The sequence below is a fragment of the Kribbella sp. NPDC002412 genome (genome assembly GCF_053592935.1).
Window position 1 is genome coordinate 25,699 of record NZ_JBSFBL010000062.1, and the last position, 17,856, is coordinate 43,554.

Consider the following 17,856-nt stretch of genomic DNA (forward strand, 5'->3'; position numbering starts at 1 on the left):
GCCAGCACCGCCCCTCCCCCCGCACACCCCACCACCCCGCCCGCGCACCGGCTCAGTTCCGCCCCGGCACACCTCCGTTCCACGTGCTCTTGCACCACCCCGGCACCGGGTTGGTGGGTTGACTGGTGCGGGCCGGCGGGGCGGTAGGTTCTTGCCGGTGGAGGCGTTTGCGGGGCGGTATCGGCTGATCGACCTGATCGGGACCGGTGGAATGGGCTCGGTCTGGCGGGCGTGGGACCTGCGGCGCTCGGCGTACGTGGCGGCGAAGGTGCTGGGTCAGCACGACGCCGCCACGCTGCTGCGGTTCGTCCGCGAACAGTCGCTGCGGATCGAGCACCCGCACGTCGTGGCCCCGCACGGGTGGGCGGCCGACGACGACAAGGTCGTGTTCGCGATGGACCTCGTCCGCGGCGGCTCGGTAGCCACCCTGCTCGGCGACCATGGGCCCCTGCCGACGTCGTACGTCGCCGTGCTGCTCGACCAGCTGCTGCACGGCCTGTCCGCAGTACACGCGGCCGGCGTCGTACACCGCGACCTCAAGCCCGCCAACCTCCTGCTGGACGCCACCGGCAAGGGCCGCCCGCACCTGCGCCTGTCCGACTTCGGCATCGCCGGCCTGCTCGACGAACCCCGGATGACCCGCCACAGCACGATCCTCGGCACCCCCGGCTACATCGCCCCCGAACAACTCGCCGGCGCCGACCCCGACCCCCGCCAGGACCTCTACACAGTCGGCGCGGTCGCCGCCGAACTCCTCACCGGCGAACGCCCCGGCCCCGACGGCAAACTCCCACCCGTAGAAGGCCCGCTCGCCGACTTCATCCACCGCAGTACGGCGACCGACCCCACCCACCGCCCCACCACAGCCCACACCGCCGGCCGCCTCCTGGCCGAGTCCGGCGCCCTCCCACCCACCAACACCACCCCCTGGTCCACCCACCCCGACTCCCCCGAGGTCTTCGACCAACTCCCACCCCTCCCATCCCCCTGGACCCCCACCGGCCCACCCACAAACACCCCGGCCCCACACCAGGCCCCACCCCCACCAGCCGACCGCCCCGCCGTACACCTCACCCCACCAACCACCCCACCCGCCGCGGCAACCACACCACCCCCGACGCCAACCACAGACACCCCCGACCCCGACCACCCCGCCGCACCACCTCCCACGCCAAGCCACCCCCTACACACCCCAGCCGCCCCAAGCCACCCCCTGCCCACCCCAGCCGCCTCGCCCAGCACCCCCTCATCGCCCGCCCCCACACAAGCCACTCACCCCCGCAACCGCCTCCTGATCTGGGTCGCCTCACTGAGCTTCACAGGCGCCCTAGCCCTGCTAACCACCGCCACCTACCTCCTCCTCAACTAACACCACCCCTCGCCAACACACCCCGGCCCTGCCGAGCAGCTCGTACGACCGCTGAGGCCGGGGGCACACGACCAGATGAGGTAGCAGCACAGCGGCTAGTTGGCAGTACGACGAACCGGCTAACCGCACGGCGGCTGGCCAGCCGACCACCGACTGGTTGGCCGTACGGCGAACGAGCTAGCCGCACGGCGTCTGCCGGCGGGTCCGCGCCTCTAGCTCACCCCGCATCCGCCCGTCGCGGCACCGGGCACTGCTCCGGCGTACGCGTCTACCCGCGCAGTACGGCGTACATCAACAACTGCGACCTAGTCGACCGCAGACCGTTGGGTCGTGGAGGGCACCATCGCGCTGTTCCTACGTAAGCCCGTTCGGCACTGGTTCCGTCGTATGCACACTCGCCGGGATCCGCGACGACATCCACCGGCCGCCGAACACCTCCAGCGTCTTGATCATGACCGACCTTCGTCAGCCTCGGCTGCGCGATCACCACCGGCGACGACTGCAGGTCCAGCATCCGGCCACTGGTCGTCGGGCGATCGTCCGGAACAGATTCGCCGTGCACGGCGCCGGGGAGGCGCTGTCGACGGACTGGGCGTTTTCGCCGACCGCTCACCTACAAGTTCTTCGCCGCCCGGGCTCGGTATGCCGCAACCGTCGTACGACTCGCGCACGGGTTGGAGCAGAATCGGCGGGTCCGGTTGCGGGACTGGTCGACGAAGTAGTTTTCGCAGCCGGCCGCGGCGCATCGCCCGAGCGTCACCGACGGATCCCCGGCCGCGATCAGGGCGAGCTTGGCGGCGATCAGTTGGCCGACCCAGCGCTTGGCCGGAGTGCCGTTGCGGCTGAAGTGGACGTGCCAGCCGCCGTCGTGGTCGGACAGGTGCATGTCCGGCGGATACTCACGCAGCAGGCGGTGCACCGCGTCGGGCGCCTCGCCATCGACCGACTGCGCCAGGGCCGTACGCACGAGGTCCGGCAGCTCGCCGTACTCGCCGTCCGGCGGCGGAGTGATCTCGTGCTCTGCGAAGAACGCGGCGACCAGTTCGCCGTCCTGATCCAGCGTGCCGGTGTTGGCCAGCTCGACGGCCAGCCGCGTCACGTTCCCAATGTAGTCACCGTACTGCACTTGACCACCTACATCGCCGATTCCTAGGGTAGGCGTCATGCTAGCTGATGACACCTACATAGCCCGGCGCCTGCACCTGCTCGGGGAGTGGGACGCCGCACTCGCGGTCCTGGGCCCGGACGCGGATCCCGAGCTGCGCGCGGAGATCGCCGTTGACCGCTGGTTCTTCCAGATCGACGGTCATGAGGAGGCCGAGAAGGCCGTCGCGGCACTCGATCCCGCATCGCCGACGGCGCAGTTGCTCACGGCACGAATGGCCTACAGCCGCATGCTGTTCCGCCATCACCCACGCGCTGACGACCGCGCCGTGGCCGAGGCCGGCTACCGCGCGGCGGTTGAGAGCGGCGACGAGAAGCAGCGCGGTTGGGCCGAGTACCACTGGGGCGTCTTGCTGGACAACATCGACGACGACGCGGACGGTGCCCGCGCGCGCTACGAGACAGCGCTCGAGATCGCGACGAAGACCGGCGACGGCTACTTCGAGTCGTACATCATCCGGCACCTCGCACACCTCAAGGAGCCCTCCGAGCGGATCGCGATGCTGCGCCGTTCACTCCACCTACGCGCCGCCCTCGGCGCCCGCCCCCAGACAGTCGCCGCCCAAGCCGCCCTCGCCGAAGACCTCCCCAAAGACGACCCCGAACGCGCCGAACTCACCCGAACCTTCCGCCCAGCCGCCGAAGAACTCCGCATCGCATGGCTCCGCTCCAACAACTGATCCACGACCAGCCCCCAAGCAAGTGCGGCGGCTGACCCGGACTGTTAATCGCCGTAGGGGCGAGGCGGTGGGAGCTGGGCGGGGGGTCGGGCTGGGCGAGGCGACGTGGACGCGGCGGACGTGGATGCGGCGGACGTGGGCAGCGCCTGGGGTTTGGCGCCCGGGCTCTGGAGGTGGCTTGTCGGTGGGTGGATTGGTTGTACGGCGGTCGGGATCGCCAGTGCAGGGGTGGTGGGAGCAGGGCGGGTCGGATCTACGGCACTTGTATGGGCTTCTGGGGACGCGCCACGGGATTGCTTAGGGGTGGGCCATCGACGACGTCGGCGGCGCGAGGGGGCGGGGCTGGCGCGGGCAGAGCCCCCGGGCGGCAGAGCGCAGAGATGGCAGAGCGCAGGCATGGCAGAGCCCGGGCGTTGGGGCCCGGGCTCTGGTGGGGTGGGTGTTCGGTTAGTTGTGCGGTGGTTGGTTGCCCTGGTTGGGGTGGCCGCCGGGGTTGGGGTGGTTGGTTTGGCGCGGGTACTGCTGGGGGCCGGGTTGCCAGGCGCTGGGTGGGGCGATGGCTGGTTTGCGGCGGAGGCGGAGTAGGGCTAGGGCTCCTACCAGGAGGAGGACTACGCCGCCGCCGGAGAGGCCCGCGATCAGCGCGATCGGGGTGGTGTCGGTGGAGGTGGGGGTGTTGTTTTGGACCGGGCCACCGGCTTGGGGGGTGTTGCCGGATTCGGTGCCGGGGTCGGAGGGGGTGGTGGTGGGTGTGGGGGTGACCGAGGTGCCGGCTACGGGGGTGGCGCCGTCTACGTACTCGGGTTTGCCGGTGCCTGGGGTGCCGACCACTCCGACGGTCAGGATGATCGGGACGGTGAAGGCCCTGTCATTGTCCTTGCGGGTCAGAGAGACGGCGACGTAGTACTCGCCGGGCATCGACGTGCCGGTGTCCTGATTGTTGGCGCCGTTGCGGTTCAGGTAGCGGATCTCCTTGGTGGTGATCGCCTGGACCGTGCCCTGCTTGGTCAGTACGCCGCGCTTGCCTGCTCCACCCGGCACGTTCTTCGCGAACACGGAGTACACGTCCTCGCCGATCGGCGAGATCAGCGCCGTGTCCAGGTAGCGAATGCCTCCCAGTGCCTCGCTGGTCGCCGCGCCGAGCTTCGGCACCGTGAACTGGGCCTGGATCCGCTGACCCCAGTCAGCCTTCACGCGGTACAGCTGAAGCTCACCCGGCATAATCGTCGTCCTGTAGCTGCCGGGCTCGAGCAACGGGGCGTCCGGGAAGCTCGACCCAGGGATGATCTCGCGCGGGGTCGAGCCAGGCATCTGGGTCCACACCGGGTCGCCGGCCTCGGCGGGCAGGTTCGCGGTCGAATCCACCGGCGGCTCCTCGTCGATCCGCAGCTCGAACGGAACGCCCTTGAGCTCGCGGTAGTCCTTGCCCGGCGAGACGGTCAGTACCAACTGCTCCTCGTCCGCGCACTCCTTCCGCCAGTCCGACCAACTCGACGCGGTACCGGTCGCCAGTCCCTGGTCGCTGCCGAACACCCGCGGATAGCTCCAGCCGCACTGGTCGCCGCCCAGAGTCTTGAGCTTCACCTCGGCCTGGACAACCAGCTCTTCGCCGGGGATCCGCCGGAAGCTCACTCCGGCCCGCAGAGTCGAGCCCTTGATGCTGCGCTTGATCAGGTAGTACTTGGCGGTCTCGTCGCCGCCGAAGGTGTCCGAGTAGTGGCCTGGGGCAACCACCGGGGCGCCTTCCTGCTGCGGGCCGCCGACGATCGGGGTGCCGGAGATGCGGAACGGGCGGAACGCTCGGGTGGACAGGCGATCCAGGCCGGCCTCGAGGTCGATCGTGGAATCGGCGTCGTAGTAGTCGCCGCGGCCTTCACGGGCGACGCACTGCAGCTGACTGCGAGCCTTCACGCCGACGCGGAAGCCGACGACGTCGATCTTCAGGTCGATACCCTGCTTGGCGATCGACCGCGCCACCTCGCACGGGTCCGGCGCGCAGGTTGCCTCACCGTCGGAGACGAGCACGATCGTGCGCCGGCCGTCCGAACCGAGGTCCTTGGCGGCTTGCTGCAGCGCGTAGCCGATCGGGGTCTCGCCGTACGGCTTGTACTTCGCGATCGCAGACTGGAGCTGCGGCCGGTTGTTCGTCCCGATCGGCACCGTCAACTGGGTGTCGGTGCACGCGCCGGGCTGGCTGCGCTTGAAGACCGTCGCGCCGTACACCCGCAGGCCGACCTCGGCCTCTGCCGGGAGCTTGGTCACGACGCGGCCAAGGGCGGTGCGCGCGGCGACGATCTTGGTCTGCCCGTCGCCGGCCGGCTCCTTCATGGAGCCGGACGAGTCGAGCACCAGGACCAGCTTGCTGTTGCCTGGCTCCGGATCTGCGTACGCGGATCCGGTCGTCAGGCCGGCCAGTAGGGCGGTCAGCGTGATGGCGAGGATCGCCCACACCGCGGGGCGGCGGTGTCGCTGCAGAGCCGTCATCGTTTCCTCCAGTGAGATTCGCTGCCGCAAACTTTGGCAGTTTGCAATCGCAAATGTCAAACTGGTTCTTGATCGCCTCGTGAGCCGGTTCATCCACAGCACGGCGGGGATCTACTGGAAATTTGCGTTCGCAACTGCGAAGATGGTTTGCAGTCGCTACCAAGACGGCGGCGGCCGGAGGGATCACAGGTATGGATCAGACAGCGCACAACCTGCAGCAGCAGACCGAACTGTACGGCGAGCCGCTCGGCGAGCTCGTCCGTCGGGTGGTCGGGCCGCTCGGGCTGACGCAAGGCGGTGTCGCCCAGGTGATCGGGATGTCAGCGCCGATGCTGTCGCAGCTGATGAGCGCCCAGCGGGTGAAGATCGGCAACCCTGCGGTGGTCTCGCGGTTGAAGGCGCTCGACGACCTTGCCCACCTGGCGATGATCGGGGAGGTCGCGGAGCACGACATCGCGGCCGAGCTCGACGCGATCCGGGGTGCCACCGGGGCCTTCACGCGGTCCGACACGGCACACCTGCCGAGGCCGGGCCCCGGCGCGCCGGGCCAGGCGGGACGTGCGGGCGGGCCGGTGGGCGGAGCGCGCGGGCAGGTCGGTGGTGCGGGCGGGCAGCTAGCCGGTGCGGCCGGGCAGGTGGGCGGAGCGGGCGGGCAGGTCGGTGGTGCAGGCGGGCAGCTAGCCGGTGCGGCGGGGTCTGCGGCCGGAGCGGCGTTCGCCAGTCCGCCGACGTTGGGCGCCGGGGTGGGGCAACCTCAGGCGGGGCTTTCCCCGGGGGTTCCTGGGGTGCCCGCGGTGGGAGAGCCGTCGGCGCGGGCAGTCGTACGTGAGATCCAGGATCTGTTTCGGGCGGTTGCTTCGGCAGACGAGATCCAGCGGGCGGCGGGGGCGATCGCAGGTGAGTCGCCTGCGTTGGCTGAGTTGCTGCTGGCGTACGGCGCCGGTCGTACTGCCGACGCCCTCGCACACTACGAGCAGCACCATGGCTGAGCACGCCGAGAGGCTCCAGCACTGGCTGATGCGAGCTCGGCCAGCTCGTGCCGAGCTGCAGTCCTGGACGAGGCCCGGACCGGCGGTGGGGTCGAAGCGCCAGTGAAGTGCTTGGTGTTGATGGCGTGGTGGTTGACCCCTACCCGTGCGTGTGCCAGCCTCGCTGAGTGCGGGAAGGGTAGGGCTGGGCCGGCTGAGCGGATGGTGCGCTGGGCTGTTGATGCGGTCGGTGGCGCGAGGGTCTTGTCGATCCGGCCATTACATGGCGATCAAGGGCCTTGGCGGTTGTCTGTGGACATCCGCGGTCGTCGCGAAGGCGTCGTACTGCGTTCTGTCACACCACGGATCGATGCGCCGATGATTGCTACCGGCGCGGCGGCGCTGGAGGTTGCCGAGAGGCACGGGCTGGCGGCTCCGCGGCTGCTCGCCAAAGACCTCGACGGACAAGCGGCCGGCGCACCCGCGACACTAGAGACCTTTATCGACGGATCCACTGCTTGGCCGTCGGTCGCGTCGATCACACAGTTCCATGTGGCAGGTGCGGCACTCGCGAAGATCCACGCTGTCGAGCTGGAACCTCTGCCTCACCTGCCGTTCCGGCCGCGCCCCATCGCGGTCGACGACTTCGCCCGAGACAGGCGGGAGGGGCGCATGGCGACCTCGCCGCTGTTGCGTACGGCGGACGAATGGATCCAGAGCGTGTCCCAGCCGCAAGGCAGGACCGTGCTTGTCCACGGCGACGTCTGGCCAGGCAACGTGGCCTGGACGAGCGACACCGCCTGCACCCTGATCGACTGGAAGACAGCCGGTGTCGGTGATCCAGGAGTCGACATCGGCGAGCTCCGCAAACAGGTGGCGATCACGTACGGGCTCGAGGAGACCAAACGCGTCGTGGACGGTTGGGAACGAGCTTGCGGGCTGTCCGTCACGGACGTGGCCTACTGGGATGCGGTCGCGGCGCTCAATACCCGCACCGATATCGGGTCTGTCGAGTCCCCGAGGCGGGACGCGTTTCTGCGGGCCGCCCTCGAGCAGCTCGCGGGGTGATTCATGCCACGTCGTACCCGCCGAGGTGTGCTCGGGGTCACGTGGATGGGCCTAAATACAGGGGTTCTGGTCGGGGATATAGCACGAGGTGGGTGGACATTGTGGGGGTGTCTCACTGGGTGTCGGGGTGGAATGGCGGGGGTGGGGTTGGTGTTGGGTTCGAGGGCGGGCGGTTGGGCCTGCTTTCGACTGTTTGAGGAGATGTTGTGCGCGCGTTCAGCGGCTTTCGGCGGATCGTTGCGGTGGGAGCCGCGGTCACCCTGGCGTTCTCGATGGTTGCCTGCGGCAGCGATGGTGACTCGGCCGCGGCCGGTGACGACCTGGGCCTGATCGACGGCGGGACGCTGCGGATCGGGACACTCACCGACGCGCCGCCGAACGTGTACGTGAAGGACGGCAAGTTCACCGGGTTCGACAACGACCTGATCACCGCGGTGGCGGCGAAGCTGAACCTGAAGCCGGAGTTCGTCGGGACCGACTTCTCCGCGCTGCTGTCGCAGGTGAACGGCGGCCAGTTCGACCTCGGCAGCTCTTCCATCACGGTCACCGAGGCGCGCAAGAAGACGGTTGCCTTCAGCAATGGGTACGACTTCGGCTACCTCGGGCTGAACACCACCAAGGACTCCGGCATCACCACGTTCGACCAGCTCCAGGGCAAGCGCGTGGTGGTCGTCCAGGGCACCGTCCAGGACGACTACGCCACCCAGAAGAACCTGAACCCGGTCCGGGTGCCGAACTACAACGCCGCGCTCGGCCAGCTCAAGGCCGGTACGGCGGACGCGTGGGTCTCGCCGGCCGAGATCGGCGAGAAGATGGCCAAGGAGCAGGGCGGCGGCACGGTGATCCTGGCCGCGAAGGAGCTCAGCGACGCGCCGATGGCGTTCGCGGTCGCCAAGAACAACGACAAGCTGCGCGAAGCGGTGAACAAGGCGCTCGACGAGGTGATCGCCGACGGCACCTGGACGAAGCTGGTCGAGCAGTACTACCCGGGCCGCGCTGTGCCGGCGAACTTCAAGCCGGGCAGCGGCACCGTCAAGTTCACCGCGCCCGCGGCCAGTAGCACCCCCGCTGCCGGCTGATGGACATCTGGTCCACGCTGAACGACACCTTCCTCGACTGGGGGTCGATGAAGGAAGTCCTGCCCGAAATGCTCAAGGTGGGACTGGTCAACACCCTGATCCTGGCGGCCGCCTCGGTCGTGCTGGGCACCCTGCTCGGCATGGTGGTGGCGGTCCTCGGACTGTCCCGGAAGCGCTGGCTGCGCTGGCCGGCGAAGATCTACACCGACATCTTCCGCGGCCTGCCGGCGATCCTGACCATCCTGCTGATCGGGCAGGGCCTGTCGCCGATCACCCGGCACTGGTGGGGCCCGAACCCGTACCCGCTCGGCATCCTCGCCCTGTCCCTGATCGCCGCCGCCTACATCGGCGAGATCTTCCGCTCCGGCATCCAGAGCGTGGAGAAGGGCCAGCTGGAGGCGGCCCGGGCGCTCGGCTTCAGCTACACCTCCGGCATGCGCCTGGTCGTCATCCCGCAAGGGGTACGGCGAGTGCTGCCGGCACTCGTGAACCAGTTCATCGCGCTGGTGAAGGAGTCGAGCCTGGTGTACTTCCTCGGCCTGCTCGCCAGCCAGCGGGAGCTGTTCCGGATCGGCCAGGACGCGGCCGCGACCAACGGCAACCTGTCGCCGCTGCTGCTGGCCGGCATCTTCTACCTGGTGATCACGGTGCCACTGACCCACCTCGTGAACTACTTCGACAAGCGCCTGCGCGAGGGCCGTCCGTCGGACGAGAGCAGCGCGGACAACGTCGTACGGGAGGAGCTGGCGCATGCAGACCACCGTTGAGGCGGCCAGTCTGGAGGTCGAGGGCGTCGAGCTGGCGTTCGGCAGCAACAAGGTGCTGCGGGGCGTAGATCTCGCCGTACCGGCCGGGCGTACGGCGTGTGTCATAGGGCCGTCCGGGTCCGGGAAGTCCACGTTGCTGCGGGCGGTCAACCGGCTGCTCGAGCCGGACGCCGGGGACGTCCGGCTGGCCGGTGAGTCGGTGCTGAAGGGCAACCCGGACGAGCTGCGGCGGCGGATCGGGATGGTGTTCCAGCACTTCAACCTGTTCCCGCACAAGACCGTGCTCGAGAACATCACGCTGCCGTTGCGCAAGATCAAGAACCTCGGCCCGGAGGAGGCGCGAGCGGCGGCGCTGGAGCAGCTCGAACTCGTCGGCCTTGCGAACAAGGCGCCGGCGCGGCCGGGCACACTGTCCGGTGGGCAGCAGCAGCGGGTCGCGATCGCACGGGCGCTGGCGATGGAGCCCGAGGTGATGCTGTTCGACGAGGCCACGTCGGCGCTGGACCCCGAGCTCGTGAAGGGCGTCCTCGGCCTGATGGCGGACCTCGCCCAGGCCGGGATGACGATGGTCGTCGTCACGCACGAGATGGGATTTGCCCGCGAGGTCGCCGACCAGGTCGCGTTCATGGACCACGGGGTCGTGGTGGAGTCCGGCGTACCGGAGCAGATCTTCACCGCGGCGGAGTCGCCCCGGCTGCGGCAGTTCCTCTCCCAAGTGCTCTGAACCCCTGGCGCATTTTGTTGCCGGGAGCCACTATGGAGACGGGCCCGGGAAGGAACGGACCCACCATGGCTGGGGGATGGTTGTGGTGAGAGATCTTCGATTCTCGGGGCGGTTGATCTCGACGGCCCTCACCGCCGGGCTGAGCCTGACCCTCGGCCTGGCGGCGGGCGGCACGCCCAGGCCGACGTCCCAGCCCGCCAGCACGGCGTCGGCGGTCAGCACCAGCACACAAGCCGATGCCGGGACCAAATGGGTCTACCTGACCTTCGACGACGGCCCCAACCCGAAGTACACGCCCCAGATCCTGAAGATCCTTCAGGCCTACCGCGTCCGGGCGACGTTCTTCGTGATCGGGCAGAACGTGAAGCGGTACCCGGCGCTGACGCGGAAGGTGGATCGCCGCGGGCACAGCGTGCAGAGCCACAGCTGGTCGCACCCGAACCTGACCAAGGTCAACTGGTCCACCTTCAAGTACCAGATCCGCACCACCGACCGTTACCTGAGGACGCAGACCGGTTACACCCCGCGTTGTCTCCGTCCGCCGTACGGCGCGACCAACCGGGTGGTCGCGAGACGCGCCGCCGCGCTCGGCAAGACGATCAAACTGTGGTCCGTCGACCCGAGGGACTGGACCCGGCCAGGTACGGCGGTCATCGCACGCCGGGTGCTCGCGAACGTGCGCAGCGGATCGGTGATCCTGCTCCACGACGGTGGCGGCAACCGGAGCCAGACGGTCGCCGCACTCCCCCGCATCCTGAAGACCCTCAAGGCCCGGGGGTACGTCTTCTACCCGCTGTGATGCCAGTAGCGCGGCGTCCGGTATCCGGGGATTGTTGACGCGGCAGCGGCGTGGCCTGCGAGCTTTTCGGCTTATCGCGCCGAAAGTGGACGCAAGTGATGACCGCCACCGCCCTGGGGGACACATGGCATTGACACGCGCCGGCAACCGCATGGTCGGTCTGGCGATGATGATGGCGGTCAGCGCGGTCATCGGCAGCGTCGTAGTCGCCGCCGCGCGCACGCCCAGTAAGCCGCAGGCCGGCCCGGCGCCGGCGCCGGCGCCGGCACCGTCGGCCGCGGCAGCCGCCGCCGCGAAACCGGCCAAGTACATCGTTCTGACCTTCGACGACGGCCCCGACCCGGTCTACACCCCGAAGATCCTGGACATCCTGGCGCAGTACGACGCCAAGGCCACGTTCTTCGAGGTCGGCCGGAACGTGGTGAAGCACCCCGCGCTGACCAAGCGGATCCACGACGCCGGGCACAGCGTGCAGAACCACACCTGGACGCACGCGGATCTCCGGCACCTGTCCGCGGCCGCGTTCAAGAAGCAGGTGGCGGACACGGACCAGGCGATCCGGGCCCAGACCGGCCAGGTGCCGGGCTGTCTCCGGCCGCCGTACGGCGCGATCAGCAGCCAGGTCACCCAGCGAGCCAAGGCCTACGACAAGCAACTGATCATCTGGACCGTCGACTCACGCGACTGGACGAAGCCCGGTACGGCGGCGATCGTGAAGCGGGTGCTGTCCGGCGTCCACAACGGGTCGGTGGTCCTGATGCACGACGGCGGCGGCAACCGCACTCAGACGGTGGCCGCACTGCCCACCATCCTGAAGACGCTCAAGGCGCAGGGCTACGGCTTCCGCACGGTGACCTGCTAGGCCAGCGCTTCCACCAGAGGTACGACGTCCGCGATGGACTCGACGATGCGCGTCGGGCGGTAGGGGAACCGGTCGACCTCGTGCTCGCCGGTGGAGCCGGACAGGACGAGGATGGTCCGAAGGCCGGCTTCGAGGCCGCTGATCACGTCGGTGTCCATGCGGTCGCCGATCATGACCGAAAGCTCTGAGTGCGCCTCGATCTGGTTCAGCGCGCTGCGCATCATCAGCGGGTTCGGCTTGCCGACGAAGTACGGCGCGACGCCGGTCGCCCGCGTGATCAGCGCAGCCACCGAGCCGGTCGCGGGCAACGGTCCCTCGGTCGACGGGCCGGTCGGGTCCGGGTTGGTGGCGAGGAACCGGGCACCGTCGGAGATCAGCCGGATCGCCTTCGTGATCGCCTCGAACGAGTACGTGCGGGTCTCCCCCAGCACGACGTAGTCCGGCGCCCGATCGGTGAGCACGTAACCGATCTCGTGCAGCGCCGTGGTCAGTCCGGCCTCACCGATCACGTACGCCGTCCCGCCCGGGCGCTGGTCGTCGAGGAACTGCGCTGTGGCGAGCGCGCTGGTCCAGATCGCGGTCTCCGGGACATCGATGCCACCGGCAAGCAGCCGGGCGCGCAGGTCGCGCGGTGTGAAGATCGAGTTGTTGGTCAGCACCAGGAACTTTCTCCCGGACTTCTGCAGTGCGGCGATGAACTCACTCGCTCCGGGGATGGCGCGCTCCTCGCGCACGAGAACGCCGTCCATGTCCGTCAGCCAGCTCTCCACAGGCTTGTGCTCTGACATGGCCCCCATCGTAGTGGTCGCAAAACTGTCGGTATCGGGAGTGAGAATGCGGGCATGGAGCTTTCCGGGTACCGCGAGCTGTGGCGCACACACGGTGTGATGGCGCTGCTGGCCGCGTCGCTGCTGGCGCGATTGCCCATGCTGGCCACGATGGTGCCGGTCGCGTTCCTGGCGAAGGACCTGAGCGGATCGTTCCGCTGGGCGGGCGTCGTCGCCGCGGCCTACTCGATCGGTATGGCGATCGCCGGGCCACTGTGGGCCAGGGCTGCCGACCGCCGCGGCGCGCGTGGTGTGCTCCTGGTGACCGGCATGTCCTGGAGCGTGGCGCTGGCCGCGCTGGCAGCTCTCCCGGACGGTCTCTACCGGCTCATGCCGCTGCTGACCCTCCTCGCCGGCTCCCTCGTGCCGCCCGTGATGCAGACGCTGCGCGCTGCCTGGCCGCGGGTTGTCCACGGTCCAGCGTTGCGGACGGCGTACGCGGTGGACGCGACCGCACAGGAGTTGTTGTTCATCGTCGGCCCGATGCTCGGGGCAACAGCTGTCAGCGTGGCAAGCCCGCGGCTCGGTGTGCTGCTCGCGGCCGTGATGTCCGCTGCCTTCATCTGGTGGTATGCGTTGCAGCAACCGGCGGCCCTCCATCACGACGAGGCGAACGGACCACGGCTGACCGCGCGGCAGCTGCTGTGGCACCGCTACCGCCTGCCGCTCATCCTCTCCTTCGGCCTGTGGGTGACCGCGTTCAACGGCATCTCACTGGGCATCGTCGCGTTCGCGGACGAGCACGGTCAGCGGCTGATCGCCGGCATCCTGGAGGCCGTCTGGGCGTTCGGCAGCCTCGTCGGCGGCGCTGTGGCGGGTGCCTTGCCAGGCCGCCGTACGTCGTACCTGTGGCGCAGAGCGGCCCTGGTCACGGTCGGGATGCTGCTGTGCGTGTTCGCGACCTGGTCGCCGGTGTCGCTGGGGATCGCGCTGACGTTGTCGGGGCTGACGCTCGCGCCGGCGATCGGCGCCTTGTACGAGCGTCTCGGCGCGCTAACCCCGGACACCGTGCGCACCGAGGTGTTCGGCTGGATGGGCAGCGCGGCGATGGGCGGTGCCGCGATCGGTTCGGCCGTGGCCGGTGCTCTCGTGGAGAGCTACGGCGTCCGTTACGTGTGGCTGTTCGCCGCCGTACTGGCCGCGGGGTCGTTCGTCCTGCTGCTCCGGATCCCGCCGGAGCAACCTGCCGACGACGTGTCAGCCAGCGGCCTCCGCAGCGAGGGTGCGTAGCTGGTCGACCATCGCGTTCGGGTTGTCGGCCGCGTACACGGCCGAGCCGGCGACGAAGACATCGGCGCCCGCGTCGGCGCAGCGCTCGATCGTGTCCACCGAGACACCGCCATCGATCTGCACCCACAGGTCGAGGCCGTGCTTGTCCAGCAACTGGCGGGTGCGGCGGATCTTGGGCACGCAGACGTCGAGGAACTTCTGCCCGCCGAAACCGGGCTCGACGGTCATGATCAGGATCATGTCGAGCTCGGGCAGCAGGTCCTCGTAGGGCTCGATCGGGGTCGCCGGCTTGAGCGCCATCGCGGCCCGGGCGCCCTTCGCGCGGATCTCCCGCGCGGTGCGGATCGGCGCGCGGCACGCCTCGACGTGGAAGGTGACGCTCGAGGCGCCGGCCTCGACGTACCCGGGCGCCCAGCGGTCCGGGTCCTCGATCATCAGGTGGCAGTCGAGCGGGGTGTCGGTCGCCTTCGCCAGGGACTCGACCACCGGCATGCCGAGGGTGAGGTTCGGCACGAAGTGGTTGTCCATCACGTCGACGTGCAGCCAGTCGGCGTTCGACACCGCCTGCGCCTCGTCGGCCAGCCGGGCGAAGTCGGCGGACAGGATGCTCGGCGCGATCTGAATCCCCATGGGCGTCAATCTACGTGAGCCCGGACCCAGGCCAGGACCTCGGTCGTCGTCTCGACCGCCTCGACGCCTGCGGGCAGCGGCGGACGCCGGATCACGATCACCGGTACGCCGAGCTGCCGTGCGGCCACCAGCTTCGCCGCGGTCTGCGGACCGCCACTGTCCTTGGTCACGACAACGTCGATCTCGTGCTTCCGCAAGACGCTCAGCTCACCGGGAACGTCGTACGGGCCGCGGTCGAGAATCAGCTCGCACCAGGTCGGCAGGGGCTCCGGCGGGTCGACGCAACGGGCGAGCATCCAGACACCGGCGCCCGCGAAGGCATGGAGCCCTTGCCGGCCGATGGTGAGGAACGCGCGCGTGCCGACGTCCGGCAGCAGGCGTGCTGCGGCGTCGGGTGAGTCGACCCAGTGCCAACGGTCGCCCTCGGCCTCGATCCAGCCTGGGCGGCGGAGGACGAGGAGTGGGAGGTCGAGCTCGCGAGCAGCGGCGGCGGCATGCTCGGTCATGGTGGCGGCGAACGGGTGGGTGGCGTCGACGACGGCATCGACCGCGTTGTCCCGCAGCCAGTCGGTCAGGCCTTCAACGCCGCCGAAGCCGCCCTGACGGACCTCGCCGACGGGCAGTCGAGCGTCGGTGGTGCGGCCGGCCAGCGAGGACACGACCTCCACGGCAGGATCCTCGGCCAGCAGACCAGCCAACGCGCGGGCCTCGCCGGTGCCGCCGAGGAGGAGGAGTTTCATCGAGCCCGGGCGGCCGAGTACAAGTGGCTGTCGCGGAAAGCGGTCGCTGACAAGACCTTCCCGACGATGATGACCGCGGTACGGCGGATGTCCGCGGCCCGCACCTGGTCCGCGATGTCGGCGAGCGTGCCACGCAGGACGACCTCGTCGTCCCGGGACGCCCGCGCGACCACGGCGACCGGGCAGTCGGCGCCGTACGCCGGAGTGAGCTCCTCGACCACGCGGTCGATGACCTGGACAGCGAGGTGCAGCACGAGCGTGGCCCGGCTCGCGCCGAGCGTGGCCAGGTCCTCCCCCGGCGGCATCGCGGACGCCCGGCCCGCGATGCGAGTCAGGATGACCGTCTGGCCGACCTCGGGGACGGTCAGCTCCCGGCCGAGGGTGGCCGCGGCCGCCGCGTAGGCGGGGACGCCGGGCGTGACGTCGTACGGGATCCCGAGGTCGTCGAGGCGGCGCAGCTGCTCGGCCATCGCGCTGAACACCGACGGGTCGCCGGAGTGCAGCCGGGCGACGTCGAAACCCTCTGCGTGAGCTGCCGCGAGCTCGGACATGATCTCGTCGAGTGTGAGTGAAGCGGTGTCGACCTTGCGGGCCCCGGGCGGGCAGTGGTCGAGGAGCTCTACCGGGACGAGCGCGCCGGCGTACAGGCAGACGGGTGAGGACGCGATCAGGTCGCGGCCCCGGACGGTGATCAGATCGGCGGCGCCTGGACCAGCTCCGATGAAATGCACGGTCACGGGGCCTCCCGGTCTGGACTGAGGAGCGAAGCGACGAGGGAAGACCGGGAGCCAAAGCCCCGTGACTGGCCGCGCGGCAGCGCGGCATTCAGTACCGTCATTTGGTCACGCTCCAGATTGTCACGGGCATGGCGGGGCGCCAGCCGGTCATGGTTCCGACGGCCGAGGCGCGTTGGACATCCAACCGGATCAGGTCGCCGCCGAGCTCGCCGTACCAGCGGGCGATCAGGGCCTCGGTCTCCAGTGTGACGCCGTTCAGCACGAGCCGGCCGCCGGGGGCGAGGGCGTTCCAGCAGGCCTCGACCATGCCCGGCGCGGTCGCTCCGCCGCCGACGAAGATCGCGTCGGGCGTCTCCAAGCCGCTCATCGCGTCAGGTGCCTTGCCCAGCACGACTGCGACCGAGGCGCCGAGTGCGACCGCGTTGCGCTCCAGGCGCTTCGCCCGGTCCGGGTCGCGTTCGATCGCGATCGCGCGGCAGGTGGGATGGTGGCGGGACCACTCGATCGCGATGCTGCCCGCGCCGCCGCCGACGTCCCACAGCAACTGCCCGGGCACCGGCGCGAGTCGCGAGAGCGTGACCGCGCGGACCTCGCGCTTGGTGAGCTGGCCGTCGTTCTCGAAGGCGTCGTCGGGCAGTCCGGGCACCGTCGGGAGCAGCGGCGTGCCGTCGTCCGGCTGGCACAGTACGGCGATCACGTTGAGCGCATCGACGTCGTCGGGCAACTCGGAGCGGATGCGCTCGGCGGGTCCGCCCAGCTGTTCGAGGACGGTGAACGTGCTGGAGGTGTAGCCGCGCTCGGCGAGCAGTCCGGCCACCTGGGCGGGGGTCTGAGCGTCCCGGCTGAGGATCAGCAGGCGCCGACCCGGCTGGAGGTGTGGATGGACTCGCTCGACCGGCTGATTGACCAGGCTGATCACCTGCACCTGGTCCTGCGGCCAGCCGAGGCGTGCACAGGCCAGCGACACGCTCGAGGGGTGTGAGATCACCCGTACGGCGTCCGCGCCGAGCATCCGGGTCAGCGTCGTACCGATGCCGTGGAACGTCGGATCGCCGCTGGCCAGCACGCAGACCCGCTGGCCCTGATACTCCGACAGCAACCGCGGCAGGGCTTCGGACAAGGGCGAAGGCCAGGCAACCCGCTGGAAGCCGTCGCCGGGCACCAAAGCCAGCTGCCGGGCGCTGCCCATCAGCACGTCTGCCGCCAGGACGGCGCTCTGTGCAGCTGGTGACAGGCCGTCCCACCCGTCCGCACCGACCCCTACGACCGTCACCGGCTCAGGCATTGCCCAGCACCTTCGTCACGGTGATCTCGATGACCACCCGGCGTGGGTTGGGCCGCGGCTCGCGGTAGCGCTTGGCATACCGCCGTACGGCGTCCTCTACGCGCTCCGGGTCGTCGCTGACCACCGCACGGCCCTCCAGCGTCGACCAGCGGCGCCCGTCGACCTGGGTGACCGAGACCGCGGCCGAGCCGGCCTTGCGGATCGTCCGCGCCTTGTGCGACGTACCCGAGCAGATCACCCGGACCAGGCCTGCCTCGACGTCCAACGTGGCGCCGACCGGCGTCGAGTGCACCGTCCCGTCCGCACGGACGGTGCTCAGCACACACAGATGCCGCTCGGTCCAGAACTCGACAAGTCCGTCACTCCAAGGCACTCCGAGATCGTAGACAGACCGGCCCGCCCGGCGACCAGGCGGGCGGGCCGTTGGGCGCCGGACCCCTCAG

General features: G+C 69.6%; 18 protein-coding genes. 10 read left to right on the forward strand and 8 right to left on the reverse strand.

Going from position 1 to position 17,856, the window contains the following annotated elements; translation table 11 throughout:
- The first annotated feature begins 157 nt into the window (after positions 1-157).
- The gene (locus ACWCOV_RS35080; protein WP_449833669.1) at positions 158-1,369 is read left to right on the forward strand and encodes a serine/threonine-protein kinase; all 1,212 of its coding nucleotides are present in this window, start codon (positions 158-160) and stop codon (positions 1,367-1,369) included.
- Between the two features lie 613 nt (positions 1,370-1,982).
- On the opposite strand, the gene ACWCOV_RS35085 is transcribed toward ACWCOV_RS35080, so the two are convergent.
- Positions 1,983-2,468, reverse strand: a complete 486-nt coding sequence (locus ACWCOV_RS35085) for a CGNR zinc finger domain-containing protein (protein ID WP_449833670.1) — start codon at positions 2,466-2,468, stop codon at positions 1,983-1,985.
- A gap of 64 nt (positions 2,469-2,532) precedes the next feature.
- Between ACWCOV_RS35085 and ACWCOV_RS35090 the strand changes: the two genes are divergently transcribed.
- The gene (locus ACWCOV_RS35090) at positions 2,533-3,213 is read left to right on the forward strand and encodes a hypothetical protein (RefSeq protein ID WP_449833671.1); all 681 of its coding nucleotides are present in this window, start codon (positions 2,533-2,535) and stop codon (positions 3,211-3,213) included.
- Between the two features lie 447 nt (positions 3,214-3,660).
- On the opposite strand, the gene ACWCOV_RS35095 is transcribed toward ACWCOV_RS35090, so the two are convergent.
- Complete coding sequence (locus tag ACWCOV_RS35095) at positions 3,661-5,697, reverse strand: vWA domain-containing protein (protein WP_449833672.1); 2,037 nt, start codon at positions 5,695-5,697, stop codon at positions 3,661-3,663.
- 191 nt (positions 5,698-5,888) lie between these two features.
- Here ACWCOV_RS35095 and ACWCOV_RS35100 point away from each other — a divergent pair, with 191 nt between their 5' ends.
- The 7 genes from ACWCOV_RS35100 (at position 5,889) to ACWCOV_RS35130 (ending at position 11,964) form a co-directional block, all read left to right on the forward strand.
- Positions 5,889-6,686 (forward strand): hypothetical protein, encoded by a 798-nt coding sequence (locus ACWCOV_RS35100; protein ID WP_449833673.1) that lies wholly within the window; start codon positions 5,889-5,891, stop codon positions 6,684-6,686.
- Between the two features lie 201 nt (positions 6,687-6,887).
- Positions 6,888-7,733, forward strand: coding sequence for a phosphotransferase family protein (locus tag ACWCOV_RS35105; RefSeq protein ID WP_449833674.1), 846 nt, complete (start codon positions 6,888-6,890; stop codon positions 7,731-7,733).
- Positions 7,734-7,939: 206 nt separating this feature from the next.
- The gene (locus ACWCOV_RS35110) at positions 7,940-8,812 is read left to right on the forward strand and encodes a substrate-binding periplasmic protein (protein ID WP_449833675.1); all 873 of its coding nucleotides are present in this window, start codon (positions 7,940-7,942) and stop codon (positions 8,810-8,812) included.
- A complete protein-coding gene (locus tag ACWCOV_RS35115) occupies positions 8,812-9,579 on the forward strand; it encodes an amino acid ABC transporter permease (protein WP_449833676.1) in 768 nt (255 codons plus the stop codon). The genes ACWCOV_RS35110 and ACWCOV_RS35115 overlap by 1 nt, the downstream gene beginning before the upstream one ends.
- Entirely contained in the window at positions 9,563-10,303 is a 741-nt protein-coding gene (locus ACWCOV_RS35120; RefSeq protein ID WP_449833677.1) for an amino acid ABC transporter ATP-binding protein, read from the forward strand. Before ACWCOV_RS35115 ends, ACWCOV_RS35120 begins: the two co-directional genes overlap by 17 nt.
- 85 nt (positions 10,304-10,388) lie before the next feature.
- Entirely contained in the window at positions 10,389-11,102 is a 714-nt protein-coding gene (locus ACWCOV_RS35125) for a polysaccharide deacetylase family protein (RefSeq protein ID WP_449833678.1), read from the forward strand.
- A 124-nt stretch (positions 11,103-11,226) separates the two neighbouring features.
- Positions 11,227-11,964, forward strand: a complete 738-nt coding sequence (locus ACWCOV_RS35130; protein WP_449833679.1) for a polysaccharide deacetylase family protein — start codon at positions 11,227-11,229, stop codon at positions 11,962-11,964.
- Here ACWCOV_RS35130 and ACWCOV_RS35135 read toward each other — a convergent pair.
- On the reverse strand, positions 11,961-12,761 hold the full coding sequence (locus ACWCOV_RS35135) for an HAD-IIA family hydrolase (RefSeq protein ID WP_449833680.1): 801 nt from the start codon (positions 12,759-12,761) through the stop codon (positions 11,961-11,963). The two genes, ACWCOV_RS35130 and ACWCOV_RS35135, sit on opposite strands and share 4 nt — an antisense overlap.
- Before the next feature lie 45 nt (positions 12,762-12,806).
- Between ACWCOV_RS35135 and ACWCOV_RS35140 the strand changes: the two genes are divergently transcribed.
- Entirely contained in the window at positions 12,807-14,021 is a 1,215-nt protein-coding gene (locus ACWCOV_RS35140; protein ID WP_449833681.1) for an MFS transporter, read from the forward strand.
- Here the strand turns inward: ACWCOV_RS35140 and rpe are convergent.
- The 5 genes from rpe to ACWCOV_RS35165 all read right to left on the reverse strand — a co-directional run bounded on the left by rpe (position 13,989) and on the right by ACWCOV_RS35165 (position 17,786).
- Complete coding sequence (gene rpe / locus ACWCOV_RS35145) at positions 13,989-14,651, reverse strand: ribulose-phosphate 3-epimerase (RefSeq protein WP_449833682.1); 663 nt, start codon at positions 14,649-14,651, stop codon at positions 13,989-13,991. The genes ACWCOV_RS35140 and rpe overlap by 33 nt on opposite strands.
- A gap of 5 nt (positions 14,652-14,656) precedes the next feature.
- Entirely contained in the window at positions 14,657-15,391 is a 735-nt protein-coding gene (locus tag ACWCOV_RS35150; protein ID WP_449833683.1) for a cobalt-precorrin-6A reductase, read from the reverse strand.
- A complete protein-coding gene (cobM, locus tag ACWCOV_RS35155; protein ID WP_449833684.1) occupies positions 15,388-16,128 on the reverse strand; it encodes a precorrin-4 C(11)-methyltransferase in 741 nt (246 codons plus the stop codon). The genes ACWCOV_RS35150 and cobM overlap by 4 nt, the downstream gene beginning before the upstream one ends.
- Before the next feature lie 97 nt (positions 16,129-16,225).
- Positions 16,226-17,413: a precorrin-6y C5,15-methyltransferase (decarboxylating) subunit CbiE gene (cbiE, locus tag ACWCOV_RS35160; RefSeq protein ID WP_449833685.1), complete on the reverse strand. Its 1,188-nt coding sequence runs from the start codon at positions 17,411-17,413 to the stop codon at positions 16,226-16,228.
- Positions 17,406-17,786: a pyridoxamine 5'-phosphate oxidase family protein gene (locus ACWCOV_RS35165; RefSeq protein ID WP_449833686.1), complete on the reverse strand. Its 381-nt coding sequence runs from the start codon at positions 17,784-17,786 to the stop codon at positions 17,406-17,408. The genes cbiE and ACWCOV_RS35165 overlap by 8 nt, the downstream gene beginning before the upstream one ends.
- Between the last annotated feature and the right edge of the window lie 70 nt (positions 17,787-17,856).